At 66.6% G+C, this 15,234-nt stretch carries 15 protein-coding genes; 3 read left to right on the plus strand and 12 right to left on the minus strand.

The window, feature by feature from the left end; all coding sequences use genetic code 11:
* Nucleotides 1-21: 21 nt before the first annotated feature.
* From hslU to QZH66_RS02010, 8 genes are all read right to left on the minus strand, one after another.
* Nucleotides 22-1,395 carry an ATP-dependent protease ATPase subunit HslU gene (gene hslU / locus QZH66_RS01975; protein WP_305804265.1) on the minus strand — a complete coding sequence of 458 codons (1,374 nt, stop codon included), beginning with the start codon at nucleotides 1,393-1,395 and terminating at the stop codon, nucleotides 22-24.
* 76 nt (nucleotides 1,396-1,471) lie between these two features.
* Entirely contained in the window at nucleotides 1,472-2,023 is a 552-nt protein-coding gene (gene hslV / locus QZH66_RS01980; RefSeq protein ID WP_305804266.1) for an ATP-dependent protease subunit HslV, read from the minus strand.
* A gap of 193 nt (nucleotides 2,024-2,216) precedes the next feature.
* Nucleotides 2,217-3,101: a tyrosine recombinase XerC gene (xerC, locus tag QZH66_RS01985; RefSeq protein ID WP_305804267.1), complete on the minus strand. Its 885-nt coding sequence runs from the start codon at nucleotides 3,099-3,101 to the stop codon at nucleotides 2,217-2,219.
* 19 nt (nucleotides 3,102-3,120) lie between these two features.
* Nucleotides 3,121-3,798: a DUF484 family protein gene (locus QZH66_RS01990; RefSeq protein ID WP_305804268.1), complete on the minus strand. Its 678-nt coding sequence runs from the start codon at nucleotides 3,796-3,798 to the stop codon at nucleotides 3,121-3,123.
* Nucleotides 3,795-4,646 carry a diaminopimelate epimerase gene (dapF, locus tag QZH66_RS01995; protein ID WP_305804269.1) on the minus strand — a complete coding sequence of 284 codons (852 nt, stop codon included), beginning with the start codon at nucleotides 4,644-4,646 and terminating at the stop codon, nucleotides 3,795-3,797. The genes QZH66_RS01990 and dapF overlap by 4 nt, the downstream gene beginning before the upstream one ends.
* Nucleotides 4,639-4,869 (minus strand): lipoprotein, encoded by a 231-nt coding sequence (locus QZH66_RS02000; RefSeq protein ID WP_305804270.1) that lies wholly within the window; start codon nucleotides 4,867-4,869, stop codon nucleotides 4,639-4,641. Before QZH66_RS02000 ends, dapF begins: the two co-directional genes overlap by 8 nt.
* A 65-nt stretch (nucleotides 4,870-4,934) precedes the next feature.
* Nucleotides 4,935-5,345: a YbaN family protein gene (locus QZH66_RS02005; protein ID WP_305804271.1), complete on the minus strand. Its 411-nt coding sequence runs from the start codon at nucleotides 5,343-5,345 to the stop codon at nucleotides 4,935-4,937.
* Between the two features lie 100 nt (nucleotides 5,346-5,445).
* Nucleotides 5,446-7,566 carry a S9 family peptidase gene (locus tag QZH66_RS02010; protein WP_305804272.1) on the minus strand — a complete coding sequence of 707 codons (2,121 nt, stop codon included), beginning with the start codon at nucleotides 7,564-7,566 and terminating at the stop codon, nucleotides 5,446-5,448.
* 106 nt (nucleotides 7,567-7,672) lie between these two features.
* On the opposite strand from QZH66_RS02010, the gene QZH66_RS02015 reads away from it, so the two are divergent.
* Nucleotides 7,673-8,866 carry a pyridoxal phosphate-dependent aminotransferase gene (locus tag QZH66_RS02015; protein ID WP_305804273.1) on the plus strand — a complete coding sequence of 398 codons (1,194 nt, stop codon included), beginning with the start codon at nucleotides 7,673-7,675 and terminating at the stop codon, nucleotides 8,864-8,866.
* A gap of 99 nt (nucleotides 8,867-8,965) precedes the next feature.
* Here QZH66_RS02015 and QZH66_RS02020 read toward each other — a convergent pair whose 3' ends face one another.
* Entirely contained in the window at nucleotides 8,966-11,068 is a 2,103-nt protein-coding gene (locus QZH66_RS02020) for a prolyl oligopeptidase family serine peptidase (protein ID WP_305804274.1), read from the minus strand.
* A 68-nt stretch (nucleotides 11,069-11,136) separates the two neighbouring features.
* Nucleotides 11,137-11,454 (minus strand): hypothetical protein, encoded by a 318-nt coding sequence (locus QZH66_RS02025; RefSeq protein WP_305804275.1) that lies wholly within the window; start codon nucleotides 11,452-11,454, stop codon nucleotides 11,137-11,139.
* Nucleotides 11,455-11,584: 130 nt separating this feature from the next.
* Here QZH66_RS02025 and QZH66_RS02030 point away from each other — a divergent pair, with 130 nt between their 5' ends.
* Nucleotides 11,585-12,163 carry a lipocalin family protein gene (locus QZH66_RS02030; protein WP_305804276.1) on the plus strand — a complete coding sequence of 193 codons (579 nt, stop codon included), beginning with the start codon at nucleotides 11,585-11,587 and terminating at the stop codon, nucleotides 12,161-12,163.
* Nucleotides 12,164-12,210: 47 nt separating this feature from the next.
* Here the strand turns inward: QZH66_RS02030 and QZH66_RS02035 are convergent, their stop codons facing one another.
* Complete coding sequence (locus QZH66_RS02035) at nucleotides 12,211-13,176, minus strand: YafY family protein (RefSeq protein WP_305804277.1); 966 nt, start codon at nucleotides 13,174-13,176, stop codon at nucleotides 12,211-12,213.
* Nucleotides 13,177-13,478: 302 nt separating this feature from the next.
* Here QZH66_RS02035 and QZH66_RS02040 point away from each other — a divergent pair, with 302 nt between their 5' ends.
* Nucleotides 13,479-14,255, plus strand: a complete 777-nt coding sequence (locus QZH66_RS02040; protein WP_305804278.1) for a DUF481 domain-containing protein — start codon at nucleotides 13,479-13,481, stop codon at nucleotides 14,253-14,255.
* Between the two features lie 57 nt (nucleotides 14,256-14,312).
* Here QZH66_RS02040 and hemC read toward each other — a convergent pair whose 3' ends face one another.
* The gene (gene hemC / locus QZH66_RS02045) at nucleotides 14,313-15,227 is read right to left on the minus strand and encodes a hydroxymethylbilane synthase (RefSeq protein WP_305804279.1); all 915 of its coding nucleotides are present in this window, start codon (nucleotides 15,225-15,227) and stop codon (nucleotides 14,313-14,315) included.
* Between the last annotated feature and the right edge of the window lie 7 nt (nucleotides 15,228-15,234).

Raw genomic sequence — 15,234 nt, forward strand, 5'->3', positions numbered from 1 at the left:
CCGGGTTTCCGGCAATGGCAATTACAGGATATAGCGGCTCAGGTCCTGGTCCTGCACCAGTTCGCCCAGATGCGCATCGACATAGCCGCCATCGATGGTGACGCTGTCACCATCACGGTCCGGCGCTTCGTAGCTGAGCGTGTCGAGCAGGCGCTCGAGCACCGTATGCAGGCGCCGCGCACCGATGTTTTCCTGGCGCTCGTTGACCTGCGCGGCGATCTCGGCCAGGCGCTCCACGCCGTCGGCGGCAAACGTCACCGACACGCCCTCGGTTTTCAGCAACGCTTCGTACTGCTTGGTCAGCGCGGCCTTCGGCTCGGTGAGGATGCGCACGAAATCGTCCTTGCTCAGCGCCCCCAGCTCGACCCGGATCGGGAAGCGGCCCTGCAGCTCGGGAATCAGATCGCTGGGCTTGGCCATGTGGAATGCGCCGGAGGCGATGAACAGGATGTGGTCGGTCTTGATCGTGCCGTACTTGGTCGACACGCTGGAGCCTTCCACCAGCGGCAGCAGGTCGCGCTGCACGCCCTCGCGCGAGACATCGCCGCCACCGATGTTGTCACTGCGCTTGGCGACCTTGTCGATCTCGTCGATGAACACGATGCCGTGCTGCTCGCAGGCCTCGATCGCGGCACTGCGGATGTCGTCCTCGTTGACCAGCTTGCCGGCCTCCTCTTCGAGCAGCAGCGGCCGCGCGGCCTTGATCGTGAGCGTGCGCTTGTTGGACTTGCCCCCGCCCAGGTTGGCGAACATCGAGCGCAACTGCTGGCCCATTTCCTCCATGCCCGGCGGCGTCATGATGTCCATCGACACGTTGGCGGCGATTTCCAGCTCGATCTCGCGCTGGTCCAGCTCGCCATTGCGCAGCATGCGGCGGAACTTGAGGCGGGTCTCGTTGTCCTGCGCCGAAGGTTCGTTGCGCGCGGCTTCGGCATCGAAACCGATGCCGCCACTGCGGCGCGGCAGCAGCGCATCGAGGATGCGGTCCTCGGCGCGCTCCTCGGCCTGGGTGCGCACGCGCACCTTGGCCTGCTCGCGATACAGCTTGACCGCGGTATCGGCCAGGTCGCGGATGATCTGCTCCACATCCTTGCCGACATAGCCGACCTCGGTGAAACGGGTGGCCTCGACCTTCACGAACGGCGCATTGGCCAGCGTGGCCAGGCGACGCGCGATCTCGGTCTTGCCGACGCCGGTCGGGCCGATCATCAGGATGTTCTTGGGCATCACCTCGTCACGCAGTTCCTCCGGCAGCTGGCTGCGGCGCCAGCGGTTGCGCAACGCGATGGCGACCGCACGCTTGGCATCGTGCTGGCCGACGATGTGGCGGTCCAGCTCCTGCACGATCTCGCGCGGGGTCATGCTGGCGGAGTTGACTTCGATCTTGTTGGACATATCGGACTCTTTGAGGTCGATCCCGCACCGGCGGGATGCCGTGGAACAGGGAAGCGGTGAACCGCGGCAGAGCGCGTTACAGCTCTTCCACCACCACGTTGCGATTGGTGTAGATGCAGATGTCGCCGGCGATGTTGATCGACTCGGTGGCGATCGCCCTGGCATCGAGTTGGGTATGCGCCATCAAGGCGCGCGCCGCCGAGAGCGCATAGGAACCGCCCGAGCCGATCGCGATGATGCCGTCCTCCGGCTCGATCACATCACCGGTGCCGCTGATGATCAGCGAGGTCTCGCGATCGGCCACCGCCAGCAGTGCTTCCAACTTGCCCAGCCGGCGCTCGGTGCGCCAGTCCTTGGCCAGTTCCACCGCGGCGCGGGTCAGTTGGCCGTGCTTTTCCAGCTTGGCCTCGAACAGCTCGAACAGGGTGAAGGCATCGGCGGCGGCACCGGCAAACCCGGCCAGCACCTGGCCGTCACGGCCGAGCCGGCGCACCTTGCGCGCGTTGCCCTTCATCACGGTATGGCCCAGCGTGACCTGGCCGTCACCGGCAATGGCCACATGCTCGCCACGGCGGACACAGATGACGGTGGTGGCGTGGAATACGGTGGGATTCTGACTGGGGTCCATATGGCCTCCGGGATACTGTCAGCCGGTAATGGGGGCTGGCGGATGGCCGATCAAGAGCAGCGTCATCGGCGCGTACGTGGCCATCGCCCTGCACAACCGGCCCACCATGGCTGCAAGTGCCTGAAAGCAGCACGTTCAGCCGGTGTGGGGACGCGGCTGGCGTTGCCTGCCGGGCGCTGAATGCCGGCTCCGGCTACGGCGTCTTGCGGCGCCTGGCCCGCGGATGGGTGGCGTCGTACACCTTGGCCAGATGCTGGAAATCCAGGTGGGTGTAGATCTGGGTGGTGGCGATATCGGCATGGCCGAGCAGTTCCTGCACCCCACGCAGGTCACCGGAAGATTCCAGGATATGGCTGGCGAAACTGTGCCGCAGCATGTGCGGATGGACGTGCTTGAACAGCCCCTGGCGCTGGGCCAGCTGCTTGATCCGGATCTGCACCGCGCGTTGCGAGATGAACGCGCCGCCGCGACCGGGAAATACCGGAGCCTCCGCCGTGGCCGCGCCTTCCGCGCGCCAGTCGAGCAACGCCTTGCACGCATGCGACCCAACCGGCACCAGCCGCTGCCGCTGGCCCTTGCCGACGACACTGACACTGCCGCCGATGAAATCCAGATCGCGCCAGCGCAGCGTGCACAGCTCGCTCAGACGCAGCCCGGAGGAATAGAACAGTTCCAGCAAGGCGCGATCGCGCCGCCCGAGCGGCGCGTCGGTGGGCAGTTCCACCAGCCGCACCGCCTCGTCGGCATCGAGCACCTGCGGCAGTCTGCGCGGCGCCCTGGGCGCGCGCAGCCCGGCGGTCGGATCGACCTCGATCCGGCCCTGCCTGAGCAGCCAGGTGTAGAAACTGCGGCAGGCCGAGAGCCGCCGCTGCAGGCTCTTGGACGCCAGCCCGCGGCGGTGTTCGGCGGCGATGAACTGCCGCAACTGGTCGGCCTGCAACGCCTCGAGCGGATCACCGCTGCCCGCTTCGCTCCAGCCCGACAGCGCAGCCAGATCGCGACGGTAGGCATCCAGGGTGTGCGCCGACATGCGGCGCTCCACCTGCAGATAGGCAAGGAAATCCTCGCAGGCACTCATGACGCTGCAGCCGGCAACTTCAGGCCGCCGGAAAGCGCTGCAAGGCCACCACCAGCGATTCGCCCATCATCCGCAGGAACAGGGTGCCCATGCCGGGATAGAAGCGGTTTGGATCATGGCTGCCCACCGCGACCAGGCCGACCCCCGGCAGCGGCAGCAGCGCGGTGGATTGCACCGCATCGGCGCTATCGCCATACAGCACCGTGTTCTTGTCCAGCTGCAGGCGCCCGCAGATCGGTTCGCCGTCCTTGAGGCAGTCCTGGAACGGGGCCAATCGCGCATCGTCGGCCGTCATCACCTGCAACCAGTCGGCGTGCTCCAGGCCCGGGCATGGCAACAGGGTGACGATGCGCACCCGGTCACCGGCGAAATCCTCCTCCAGCGAAGCGGCCATCGCCCGCAGCGTGTCGGCCGCGCTGGTCTGGCGCATCAGCGCCAGCGTCAACTGATGGGTGCGCACGGCCAGGCGTTCGTTGACCTGTGCCGTTGCGCCCAGATCGGCCAGACGCCGCGACAGCTCGCGGTTCTTCTCGCGCAGCACCTCCAGCTGGTAGCTGGCCAGCGAGGCGGTGGGACCGTCATCGCGTGGCACCACCAGCGTCAGCGCCAGGTCCGGAAACTGCTTCAAAAAAGTGGGGTGCCGCCGCAACCACGCCGCAACCTCGTGTGCACCGATCTTCTCAAGCGCCTCGCTCATGCATTCCACTCCCCGTCGAAGACAAACGCTGCCGGCCCGGACATCACCACCTGGGCATCGTCGGCCGGCCACTGGATGCGCAGATCGCCGCCGGGCAGCGACATCACCGCATCACGGTCCAGACGGCCGCGTTGCATCAGCACCACCGCCGCGGCACAGGCGCCGCTGCCACAGGCCAGGGTTTCGCCGACCCCGCGCTCATACACCCGCAGGCGCGCGTGGGAACGGTCGAGAATCTGTGCAAAACCCACATTCACCGATTGCGGGAACGAGGCGTGCTGCTGCAGCAGCGGCCCGAGCCGCTCCAGCGGCGCGGCCTCGATCAGCCCCACCTCCAGCACCGCATGCGGATTGCCCATCGACACCGCGCCGAAGCGCACGTTCTCGCCCTGCAACGGCAGCACATAGGCCTCGCGCGCGCGCGGAAAACCGACCAGCGGAATCTGCGCGGGATCGAACTGCGGCATGCCCATCGCCACCGCATAGTGGCCGTCATCCAGCCGCTGCACCTTGTGGGTGGCCACCGGGCTGTCGATGAAGAACGCGTCGTCCTGCACGGCGCCATCACGCACCAGCCACGCCGCCACGCAGCGCGCGCCGTTGCCGCATTGCTGCGAGGTCGACCCGTCGGAATTCCAGATCCGGTAGGCGGCCACCGATTCGGGCGCACGCGCCGCTTCGATGGTCAGGATCTGGTCGCAGCCCACCCCGCGATGGCGGTCGGCCAGCCGCGCGGCAAGCGCCGCATCCGGCGGCGGGGACCCGTCACGCAGGTCGAGCACCACGAAGTCATTGCCGGCGCCATGCATCTTGCTGAAATGCATTCGCCCCGATGCCGGCTTAGTCATTCCCGTCGTCATTGACCGGCGTCGGCTCTTCAATCGCTTCCTGGGCCTTGCGGTCCGCCTGTTTCTGGCTGTCGGCATCGGCAGCGGGCTCGACGCTCTGCTCCTCGACCGGCACCGGCTTCTGTGGCATCACCAGCGGCCCCTTGTTGCCGCAGGCCGAAAGGAACAGCAGCACGGACATGGCCACTGCGGGAAACAGCAAGGAACGGGACGTCATATTCATGCCTTGGAGTATATCCACTCGGGCATGAAACCATGCCGCGGGCCTCCCCACGCGGGCGCGCGGATTCAGCCCGCAGCCGGCGGCAGCGGCCGGCTCCACAGCCAGATCGCCACGGTCGCCATGCTGGCGATGGACAGCCATTTCAGCCAGGCCAGGGGCACACACCACAGCATGACCGCCGCACACAGCAGCATGGTGGCCGTCGCCATCCATTTGGCCTTGCGGCTGACCGCGCCATGCGCCTGCCAATCGGCGATCATCGGCCCGAACTGGCGGTGCGCGAGCAGCCAGCGATGCAGCCGCTCCGAACCGTGCGAGGCGGCCCAGGCCGAGACCAGGATGAACACCGTGGTCGGCAGCCCGGGCACGAAGATGCCGACGATGCCGATGCCGAGACTGGCGTAGGCCAGCAGCCACCATGCCCAACGGAAGCGGACGATGCGGGGGGCAGGAACCGGCAGGGGATCGGACGACATCGGCAAAGCATAACCGGCACCTGCAGGGCGGCCAAAACCGCTGTCCCGGCCACGCGCCCGCGCAGACCGGAACCGCCGCCCCCCCCTGTCCGGCGTGAAATCAGTCGCGATCGGCTGCCACGCCCAGCTGGTCGAGCACGAACGCATACGACTCGGCCAGCTCGCGATAGCGGCGGAAGCGCCCCGATTTGCCACCGTGACCGGCTTCCATGTTGGTGCGGAACAGGATCGGCTGGCGGCCGGTGTTGACATCACGCAGGCGCGCCACCCACTTGGCCGGCTCCCAGTACTGCACCTGCGAATCCCACAGCCCGGTACCGACGAACAGCGCCGGATAGGCCTGGGCACGGACGTTGTCGTAGGGCGAATAGGTCAGCATGTAGTCGTAGAACGGCTTCTGTTCCGGGTTGCCCCACTCGTCGTACTCGTTGGTGGTCAGCGGAATGCTGGCATCGAGCATGGTGGTGACCACGTCCACGAACGGCACCTGCGCCACCATCACCCGATAGTCCTGCGGCGCCTGGTTGGCCACCGCGCCCATCAGCAGCCCACCGGCGCTGCCGCCGGAGGCGCCGATGCGTTCCCTGGCGGCATAGCCCTGTTCGACCAACGCGCGGGTGACGTCGATGAAATCGTTGAAGGTGTTCTGCTTGTTCAGCAGTTTGCCCTGTTCGTACCAGCGGCGGCCCATTTCCTCGCCGCCGCGGATATGAGCGATGGCATAGACCACGCCCCGGTCGAGCAGGCTGACCACCGGCAGGTTGAAGCCCGGGTCCATCGACATGCCATAGCTGCCATAGGCGTACTGGTACAGCGCGGCGCTGCCGTCCTTCTTGAAGCCCTTGCGGTAGACCAGCGACACCGGTACCCGGGCGCCGTCACGCGCACTCACCCAGACCCGCTCGGTGACGTACTGCGAAGCGTCATAGCCGATCACCGGCTGCTGCTTGAGCTGGCGCCGCTCACCGGTGCTGACGTTCAACTCGTACGTGGTCGCCGGCGTGGTCAGCGAGGTGTAGCCATAGCGCAGCCACTCGCTGTCCGGCTCGGCGTTGACCGACAATCCCATCGAATAGGCCGGTTCGTCGGCCTTGACGAATTCGCTGCGGCCATCGGCAAACAGCAGCCGCACCCGCTCCAGCGCCTCGGCACGTTCGGCAACGGCGGTGAAGCCGTTGAACAGCTCGAAGCCCTCAACCAGCACGTTGTCGTCGTGCGCCACCCAGTCGCGCCACTGCGCGCGGCTGGTGGCGCCGTCCGGCGCGGTCACCAGTTTGAAGTTGGTGGCGCCATCGGCGTTGGTGCGGATCACCCAGCGCCCGGCATGGTGGTCGGCGTCGTACTCGACATCGCGCGCGCGCGGTGCCAGCACGGTGAACGCGCCCGGAGCCGCCGCCGGTGTGTAGCGCAGCTCGGAGGACACCGTGCTTTCCACGCCGATGGTGATGTAGCGGTCATCGCGGGTGCGGCCCACGCCCATGTAGAAGCTGTCGTCGTGTTCCTCGTACACGGTGGCATCGGCACTGGCCGGCGTGCCGAGCACATGCGTCTTGACCCGCACCGTCAGCAGCGTTTCCGGGTCGTTCTCGACATAGAAAACGGTCCGGTTGTCATCGGCCCACACCACGTTGGGCGATACGCCCTCGATCACATCCGGCAACAGCGCCCCGGTCTGCAGATCCTTGAACCGCAGGGTGTACTGGCGCCGGCCGACGCTGTCCTCGGCCCATGCCAGCAGCCGGTTGTCCTGGCTGACCTGCGCATCGCCGACATTGAAGTAACCCTTGCCTGCCGCCATCACGTTGACGTCGAGCAGGATTTCCTCCGGCGCCTCCATGCTGCCCTTGCGCCGCGCCTGGATCGGATAGTCCTTGCCGGTCTCGAAGCGGCTGTAATACCAGTAGCCGCGCTCGCGGTACGGCACGCTGGCATCGTCCTGCTTGATACGGCCGACAATCTCGTCGTACAGCCGGTCCTGCAGCAGGGTGAGCGGCGCCATCAGCGCATCGGCATAGGCGTTTTCCGCCTCCAGGTACTCCAGCATCTCCGGATTGGCACGCGCGTCGTCACGCAGCCAGTAATATTCGTCGTCGCGGACCGCGCCAAACGGGGTGGTGACCTGGTGCGGCTGTTTTTCCACATCCGGCGGCAAGGGCAAGGCAGGGGCGGAAACGGAAGGCATCATCAGGCTGGCAACCAGGAAATAGAGAACGGGTTTCACGTAAGGGCTCCTGCGGGTGAATGCAATGGCGTCCATGTGCGGTGGCCAGTGTGCCATGGGCCTGGCCGCGCTCCTCAACCGGCGCGCACGGCCTATCATGTCGTCGATGACGATCCCGCCCCCGCCCCCCTCCGGCTACAGCCGCCGCAGCCATGAAATCGCCCCGTTCCACGTCATGTCGCTGCTGGCGCGCGCCAATGCGCTGGAGCAGGCCGGCGCTGATGTGATCCACCTGGAAATCGGCGAACCGGACTTCACCACCGCCGCGCCGATCGTGCAGGCCGGACAGGCCGCGCTGGCAGCCGGACATACCCGCTATACACCGGCACGCGGGCTGCCCGCCCTGCGCCAGGCCATTGCCGGCTTCTATCGCGAGCGCTACCGGCTGGACATCGACCCCGAGCGCATCCTGGTCACGCCCGGCGGCTCCGGCGCGCTGCTGCTGGCCTCCAGCCTGCTGGTCGATCCGGGCAAACACTGGCTGCTGGCCGACCCCGGCTATCCGTGCAACCGCCACTTCCTGCGCCTGGTCGAAGGCGCCGCGCAGCTGGTGCCGGTGGATGCCGACGCGGGTTATCAGCTCACCCCCGACAGCGTCGCCCGCCACTGGAATGGCGACAGTGTCGGCGCGCTGGTGGCCTCTCCGGCCAATCCCACCGGCACCACGCTTGATGCGGGGCAGCTGGCCGCGTTGTCGGCGTCATTGAAGGCGCGTGGCGGGCACCTGGTGGTGGACGAGATCTACCACGGCCTGACCTATGGCTTCGACGCGCCCAGCGTGCTGGAAGTGGACGACGAGGCCTTCGTGCTCAACAGTTTCTCCAAGTACTTCGGCATGACCGGCTGGCGGCTGGGCTGGCTGGTAGCTCCGCCGCGGGCGGTGCCGGAGCTGGAGAAGCTGGCCCAGAACCTGTACATCAGCGCCTCGTCCATCGCCCAGCACGCGGCGCTGGCGTGCTTTGAAGCCGACACCCTGGCCATTCTCGAACAGCGCCGCGAGCAGTTCCGCCAGCGCCGCGACTACCTGCTGCCGGCGCTGCGCGAACTCGGTCTGCGCATCGACGTGGAGCCACGGGGCGCGTTCTACCTGTACTGCGATGTCAGCGCCTTCACCGAGGACGCACAGGCGTTCTGCGCGCATTTCCTGGAAACCGAGCATGTGGCGTTCACCCCGGGGCTGGACTTCGGCCAGCACCGCGCCCACCAGCATGTACGCATCGCCTATACCCAGGACCTGCCGCGGTTGCGCGAAGCGGTGATGCGCATCGCCCGCGGGCTGGAGAGCTGGCGGCAGCGCTGAGGAGCCGGCACGGTCCGCAAACGGAAAACGCCGCCCATCGAAGGCGGCGTTCTCGTTTTGGCTGGGCGGTTGTCGCAATGACGACAACCGCCTTGCAGCCTACTTCTTCGACAGCTGCTGCCACAGGAAGCTGTAGGCCAGCGCCTGCATGTGCGCGGCCTGCGCGTTGTTCGCCGCCCCGCCGTGGCCACCTTCGATGTTCTCGTAGTAGGTCACATCCTTGCCGGCGTCGATCATCTTGGCCGCCATCTTGCGGGCATGGCCAGGGTGCACGCGGTCATCGCGGGTGGAGGTGGTGAACAGCACCGGCGGGTAGCGCTTGGCCGGGTCGAACAGGTGGTACGGCGAGAAGGTCTGGATGAATTCCCAATCCGCCGTATCCGGGTTGCCGTACTCGGCCATCCACGAGGCGCCGGCCAGCAGGTGGCTGTAGCGCTTCATGTCCAGCAGCGGCACCTGCACCACCACCGCCCCGAACAGCTCCGGGTACTGGGTGAGCATGTTGCCGGTGAGCAGGCCACCGTTGCTGCCGCCCTGCACGCCCAGATGCCTGGCCGAGGTGATCTTGCGGGCAACCAGATCCTGCGCCACCGCCGCCATGTCCTGGTAGGCCTTGTGGCGGTTCTGCTTCAGCGCCGCCTGGTGCCAGCGCGGGCCGTACTCGCCGCCACCGCGGATGTTGGCCACCACGTACACCCCGCCGTTTTCCAGCCACGACCGGCCCATGCCGCCGGAGTACGAGGGGGTCAGCGAGATCTCGAAGCCACCGTAGCCATACAGCAGGGTCGGATTGGAACCATCGCGTTTCATGTCCTTGGCATGCACCACGAAGTACGGCACGCGGGTGCCATCCTTGCTGGTGGCGAAGTGCTGCTCGATCACCTTGTCAGCGGCATTGAAGAACGCCGGCATGGTCTTGAGCACTTCCGGCTGCTGGCCGATTTCGGCCAGCGCCAGCGTGGTCGGGGTCAGGTAGTCGGTGACCGTCATCCACACCGCATCACTTTCATCGGCATCCACCGCGCCCACGCCAATGGTGCCGAAGGCCGGCGCACCAGTGAACGCACTCCTCTGCCAGCCACCGACGGTCGGGGTCAGCACCTGCAAGCGGTTCTTGACGTCATCCAGGATGTTCAGCACCAGGTGCGATTTCGTCCACGAAGCGCCGGCCAGCGAGGTGGTGTCGGTCGGGGCGAACAGCACGTCGAAGTCCCGCTTGCCGGCCATGAAGTCGTCGAACTTCGTCGCCAGCAGCGAACCGGCGGCATAGGTTTTGCCAGCGACCGTCCACGGCTCGCGCAGTTCCAGCGTCAGCCATTGGCGACGCACGGACTTTTCCGCCGAATTCGGCGCATCGACCTTGGCCAGGGTGCCGTCTTTGCCGCGCAGGTACAGCTCGTTGTTGTAGAAGGCCAGCGTGCGGCTGACGAAATCACGCTCGAACCCCGGCGTGTCGTCATGCATCGCAGCGATGTACATGTCATCGCTTTTGCCTTCGTACACGACCTTGGCCGAAGCCATCGGCGTGCCGCGCTGCCATTGCTTGACCACCCGCGGATAGCCGGACGTGGTCATCGAGCCGTCGCCGAAATCGGTGAAGACAAACACGTTGTCGCGATCGATCCAGCCCAGCCCACCCTTGGACTCGGGGCGGAACCAGCCGTCCTTGACCCACTGCTTGCTGGCGGTATCGAATTCGCGGGTGACGTCGGCGTCGGCACCACCGCGCGACAGCGCGATCAGGCAGCGGGTGTATTCCGGACGCAGGCAATTGGCGCCGTGCCAGACCCAGTTCTCGCCTTCGGCCTTGTTCAGCGCATCCAGATCCAGCACGGTTTCCCATACCGGTTCGGCCTTGCGGTACTCGGCCAGACTGGTGCGGCGCCACAGTCCGCGCTCGTGCTGCTTGTCCTTCCAGAAGTTGTAGTAATAGTCGCCGATCTTTTCCACGCCCGGAATCTTGGCGTCCGAATCGAGCACCTCGCGGATGCTGGCTTCCATCTTCTTGAAGCGCGCACTGTGCGCCAGCGCGGCTTCCGACTTGGCATTCTGCGCCTTCACCCACGCCAGCGGCTTGTCGCCGGCGACGTCTTCCAGCCAGGCATAGGCATCGGCAGCCGGTTCAGCAGCCATGGCGGCGCCCGCGCTGGCACCGGCAGAAAGCAGGCCCGCCAACAGGCAAGCGGATGTGAATCGAGACATTGCGGCTCCAGAAGATCATAGGCCGCAAACGCTAGCACAGCCTCCGCCGCCGGCTCCCGTGTCGAAGGTCAGGCCACCTGGGTCCAGCGAGCGGTCCGTAGCTTGCGGGTACGCCGCGCCTGCGGAGTGCGTCGCCGGCGCGGCAGACGCGGGCGGCGCAATCCGGCCGGCAGCCGGAACCGGTGCAGGCTCCACCAGGCCGCCGCCGGCATTCCCAACAACCACAGCGGCAGCCAGCCGATCCACGCGTTGTAACCGCGCGCGGCCGGCCATACCAGCACCAGCGCCATCCCGGCCAAGGCGATATGCCTGGCGTAACGCAACAGCTGCGGATCGGGCGATACCGGCGTGTTCCCGCCACGCGGGGAAAAATGCGCAACCTTCATGACAGCCTCCAACAGGGGGTGGGAGGCGAGCATGCGCAGTACCCATCTCACTGGCTGCGATCTGCCATTGACGCCACCCTCGCCGGCCGACGACCATGCTGACGGCACTCCCTCCCTGATGAAGCCTGCAATGCGACTGATTCTTTCGTTTGCCTCTGTGCTGCTGTTGAGTCTTGCCTTGCCGCTGGCGCCGGCCCATGCCCGGAACGCGTCGATCGAAGCCGGCGCGCCGGTCGATCTGCAACGCTTCATGGGCCGCTGGTACGTGATCGGCCGGGTCCCCAACTTCATCGAGCGTGGCCACGTGGCCAGCGTCAACGACTACAGCCTGTACGACGAAGACAAGGTCGCCATCCGCTACCTGTACCGGGAGGGTTTCCGCGAGCCGCAGAAAGAGGTGAACATCCGCGCCAGTGTGGACAAGGACAGCGGCAACCGGCGCTGGCGCACCTGGTTCTACAAGATCATCCCGACCCACTCGCGCATTCTGGAAGTGGCGCCGGACTATTCCTGGGCCCTGATCGGTTATCCGGGGCGCGAGATGGCCTGGATCTTCGCGCGCAAGCCGGACATGGACAAGGCGCTGTACCGCGAACTGGCCGCGCGCCTGCGCGACAAGTACAACGTCAACACCGACAAGCTCAAGCGCGTGCCGCAGCACCCCGACCAGGTCGACCAGCTGGGCTTTGAAGTGCCCAACGTCAGATAGGACAGAGGACGACGGCCGCATGGCAGCGGCGGCCGTCAACAGCGGCCTCAGTCGTAGTTGCTGAGCGCCAGCGCCAGCAGCGCCTTGGCCTGTTCGCGCAACGAGGGCGGCTCGATGATCTCCGCATCCGAGCCGTAGTGCAGCACGTCCATCAGCAATTCGCGTGACACGCTGTACGGCACCTTCAGCTCGTAACGGCCATCGGCCAGGAACCTGCCCTGCTGCTTGGAATGCCAGTGTTCGTCGGCGACCCAGCGCGCGGCCTTGGCACTGAACACGATCGTCGCCCAGCCCTTGGGCGGGCCGGAGAAAATGCCGTAACTGGCCGCCAGCTGCTCATCCAGTTCGGTGTCGGGCACATCGCGGGCGGGCTGGTCGAGCAGCCGCGCCTGATGCACCCGGTCCACCGCGAAACTGCGCACCGCCTCGCGGCCATGGTCCCAGGCATCCAGGTACCAGTTGTCGCGGTAGTGGGTAATGCGCTGCGGCGACACCGTGCGCCGGGTGGCCTCGTCGGTGGAACGCGCACGGTAGTCGAACGAGAGCTGCTTGCGCTCCAGCACCGCCGAGGCGACAGCGCGGAAACTGGCTTCATCCAGCTTGCGGCCGCGATGCGGAATCACCCGCACCCGCTCCACCGGCCACGCTGACGCGCCGGCCTGTGCGGCCAGCAGCCCCTCGATCCGCTGCTGCAACGGCGCCAGCATTGATGACAATACGCCGCCGCCGGTACGCGCCAGCAGATGCTGCGAGGCCAGCAGCGCGTGCAGCTCTTCCGAACTCAGCCACAGCCCGGGGAGCTCGAAGCGTTCATTCTCGCCACTCTGGTAGCGGAAGCCGGCTTCGCCATCGCCTTCCACCGGCGCCATCAGCGCATCGCGCAGAAAAGCGAGGTCGCGATAGACAGTGGCACGGGAACAGCCCAGCTCATCCTGCAGTCGCGCCACCGTGACCGGGTAGCGGGCAGATTTGAGAAGGCGATGCAGGGCGTTGATGCGTTCATAACGATCCATGACCCGATTATGTCCGAGTCCGGGCGGCAATGGACACGCCCGCCGGCGCCGCGCCGGTCGGGGCAGGCGGATACGCGGCGTTCCATCCGCAGCGGTGCGCCCCCCGGTGCCTGCCGCCCTGTTTGCGCCCGCTCAGGCCTGGAGCACGGCTTGCGACAGGCGCCCGGTGTCCACTGGGGACGCGGACTCAGCCGCCAACCCAACCGCAAATGAAGCCCGGAGCCGCATCAAACCGGCGCGCCGGAAGCTTCCAGTATCATGAAAAGCCTGCTTCCCTGCGCCCCGTCCCTGGAGAATTGTTGATGTCCGTGCGTGTCCCGCTGTTACTGTCCCTGCTGCTGTGTTCCCCGCTTGCCTTGGCCGACAGCGCCTCCGATCTGGCTGCGATGTCTTCCCCCTGGAGCGGCAGCGGCGGTGAACTCGGCTTCGCATCGGCCCATGGCAACAGCAATACCGAAAGCTTCAACGGCCGCCTGAAGCTGCGTTACAGCGATGATGACTGGGTCCACAGCATGGATCTGTTCGGCCTGCGCTCCAGCGCCCGATACACCGAAACCGCCGACGATGGCAGCATCGTCCGCCGGCAGCAGACCACGGCCAACCGTTACACCGCCAGCGCCGGCAGCGCCCTGCAGCTGGGCGAACACCGCCAGCTCACCGCCACGGTGCGTTATGAAAGCGACGATTTCGCCACCTATGACCGCCAGGGCAGCTTCGGTCTGGGTTACGGCACCCGGCTGATCAACACCGACCGCCTGTATCTGGACGCCCAGATCGGCCCCGGTGTGCGCCGCAGCCACAATGCCACCACCGGTGAGAACCGCAACGGCTTCATCGGCCGCGGCCTGTTCGACCTGAAATTCGCGATCACCGACAACACCGACCTGGTCAACACGCTGCTGGTGGAATCCGGCTCGTACAACACCTTCGCGCAGAACGATTTCGGTGTGGCGGTGAACATGAACGAGCATTTCGCGCTGAAAGCCGGCTGGCAGGCCCGTCACAACAGCATTGTTGCCGACGACAAGCGCAAGACCGACACCCTGACCACAATGAACGTGGTCTACAGCTTCAAGTAATCGTTCAAGCCAATCGGCAAACAGCAACGGAGGGCGCTGCGCCCTCCGTTGTGCGTTTCAGAGCCGGGCCAGCAATTCCCCGGCCCCGGCATCGAGCAGCAACTGCGCCACCTCGCGCCCCAGCCTCTCCGGATCCACCGCCGGGCCTTGCGCTTCAGCCCGCACCAGCCGGCCATCGGCTACCCCGCCCACCAGTCCCTGCAACCACAGATCGCTGCCGCGCCATTGCGCCAGCCCGGCCACCGGCACATGACAGCTGCCATGCAGGGCGCGATTCATCGCCCGCTCGGCTTCCACGCAGCTGCGGGTGCGCGCATCGTCCAGCGCCGCCATCAGTGCGATCGTCGCGGCATCATCGCCGCGGCATTCCACCGCCACCGCCGCCTGCGCCGGCGCCGGCAGCCACTGCGGGCCGTGCAGCCGGTCGCGGATGCGGCTGTGGAAGCCCAGCCGCTCCAGCCCCGCGCACGCCAGCACGATGGCGTCGTAATCGCCGTTGTCGAGCTTGCCCAGCCGCGTGTTCACGTTGCCGCGCAGGTCGCGCAACTCCAGGTCCGGACGCAGCGCGCGCAACTGCGACTGGCGGCGCAACGACGAGGTTCCCACCCGCGCGCCCTGCGGCAGGGCCTGCAGCGAGGCGTGGTGATTGGAAACAAAGGCATCGGAAGGGTCGGCGCGGGTGAGGATGGCCGGCAAGCCGAACGGTTCGTCCAGCTCCATCGGCACATCTTTCAGTGAATGCACCGCGCAGTCGGCGTCGCCGCGCAGCATGGCCAGCTCCAGTTCCTTGAGGAACAGGCCCTTGCCGCCAATGGCCGCCAGCGAGCGGTCCAGCACCTCGTCACCACGGGTACTCATCGGCACCAGCCGCACCTCCAGCCCGGGGTGTGCCAGGCGCAGCAGATCGGCAACATGCTCGCTCTGCCACAGGGCAAGCGGACTCTTTCGGGTAGCGATACGCAGGATCTTCATGGCGCCA

The organism is Stenotrophomonas sp. YIM B06876 (assembly GCF_030711595.1).
Classification (GTDB): domain Bacteria; phylum Pseudomonadota; class Gammaproteobacteria; order Xanthomonadales; family Xanthomonadaceae; genus Stenotrophomonas.

What these genes read in the sequence shown, in the direction of transcription:
- hslU (WP_305804265.1), bottom strand. Translation starts at nt 1,395, where the DNA reads ATGTCCAACAAGATCGAAGTCAACTCCGCCAGCATGACCCCGCGCGAG.
- hslV (WP_305804266.1), bottom strand. Translation starts at nt 2,023, where the DNA reads ATGGACCCCAGTCAGAATCCCACCGTATTCCACGCCACCACCGTCATC.
- xerC (WP_305804267.1), bottom strand. Translation starts at nt 3,101, where the DNA reads ATGAGTGCCTGCGAGGATTTCCTTGCCTATCTGCAGGTGGAGCGCCGC.
- QZH66_RS01990 (WP_305804268.1), bottom strand. Translation starts at nt 3,798, where the DNA reads ATGAGCGAGGCGCTTGAGAAGATCGGTGCACACGAGGTTGCGGCGTGG.
- dapF (WP_305804269.1), bottom strand. Translation starts at nt 4,646, where the DNA reads ATGACTAAGCCGGCATCGGGGCGAATGCATTTCAGCAAGATGCATGGC.
- QZH66_RS02000 (WP_305804270.1), bottom strand. Translation starts at nt 4,869, where the DNA reads ATGAATATGACGTCCCGTTCCTTGCTGTTTCCCGCAGTGGCCATGTCC.
- QZH66_RS02005 (WP_305804271.1), bottom strand. Translation starts at nt 5,345, where the DNA reads ATGTCGTCCGATCCCCTGCCGGTTCCTGCCCCCCGCATCGTCCGCTTC.
- QZH66_RS02015 (WP_305804273.1), top strand. Translation starts at nt 7,673, where the DNA reads ATGACGATCCCGCCCCCGCCCCCCTCCGGCTACAGCCGCCGCAGCCAT.
- QZH66_RS02020 (WP_305804274.1), bottom strand. Translation starts at nt 11,068, where the DNA reads ATGTCTCGATTCACATCCGCTTGCCTGTTGGCGGGCCTGCTTTCTGCC.
- QZH66_RS02025 (WP_305804275.1), bottom strand. Translation starts at nt 11,454, where the DNA reads ATGAAGGTTGCGCATTTTTCCCCGCGTGGCGGGAACACGCCGGTATCG.
- QZH66_RS02030 (WP_305804276.1), top strand. Translation starts at nt 11,585, where the DNA reads ATGCGACTGATTCTTTCGTTTGCCTCTGTGCTGCTGTTGAGTCTTGCC.
- QZH66_RS02035 (WP_305804277.1), bottom strand. Translation starts at nt 13,176, where the DNA reads ATGGATCGTTATGAACGCATCAACGCCCTGCATCGCCTTCTCAAATCT.
- QZH66_RS02040 (WP_305804278.1), top strand. Translation starts at nt 13,479, where the DNA reads ATGTCCGTGCGTGTCCCGCTGTTACTGTCCCTGCTGCTGTGTTCCCCG.
- hemC (WP_305804279.1), bottom strand. Translation starts at nt 15,227, where the DNA reads ATGAAGATCCTGCGTATCGCTACCCGAAAGAGTCCGCTTGCCCTGTGG.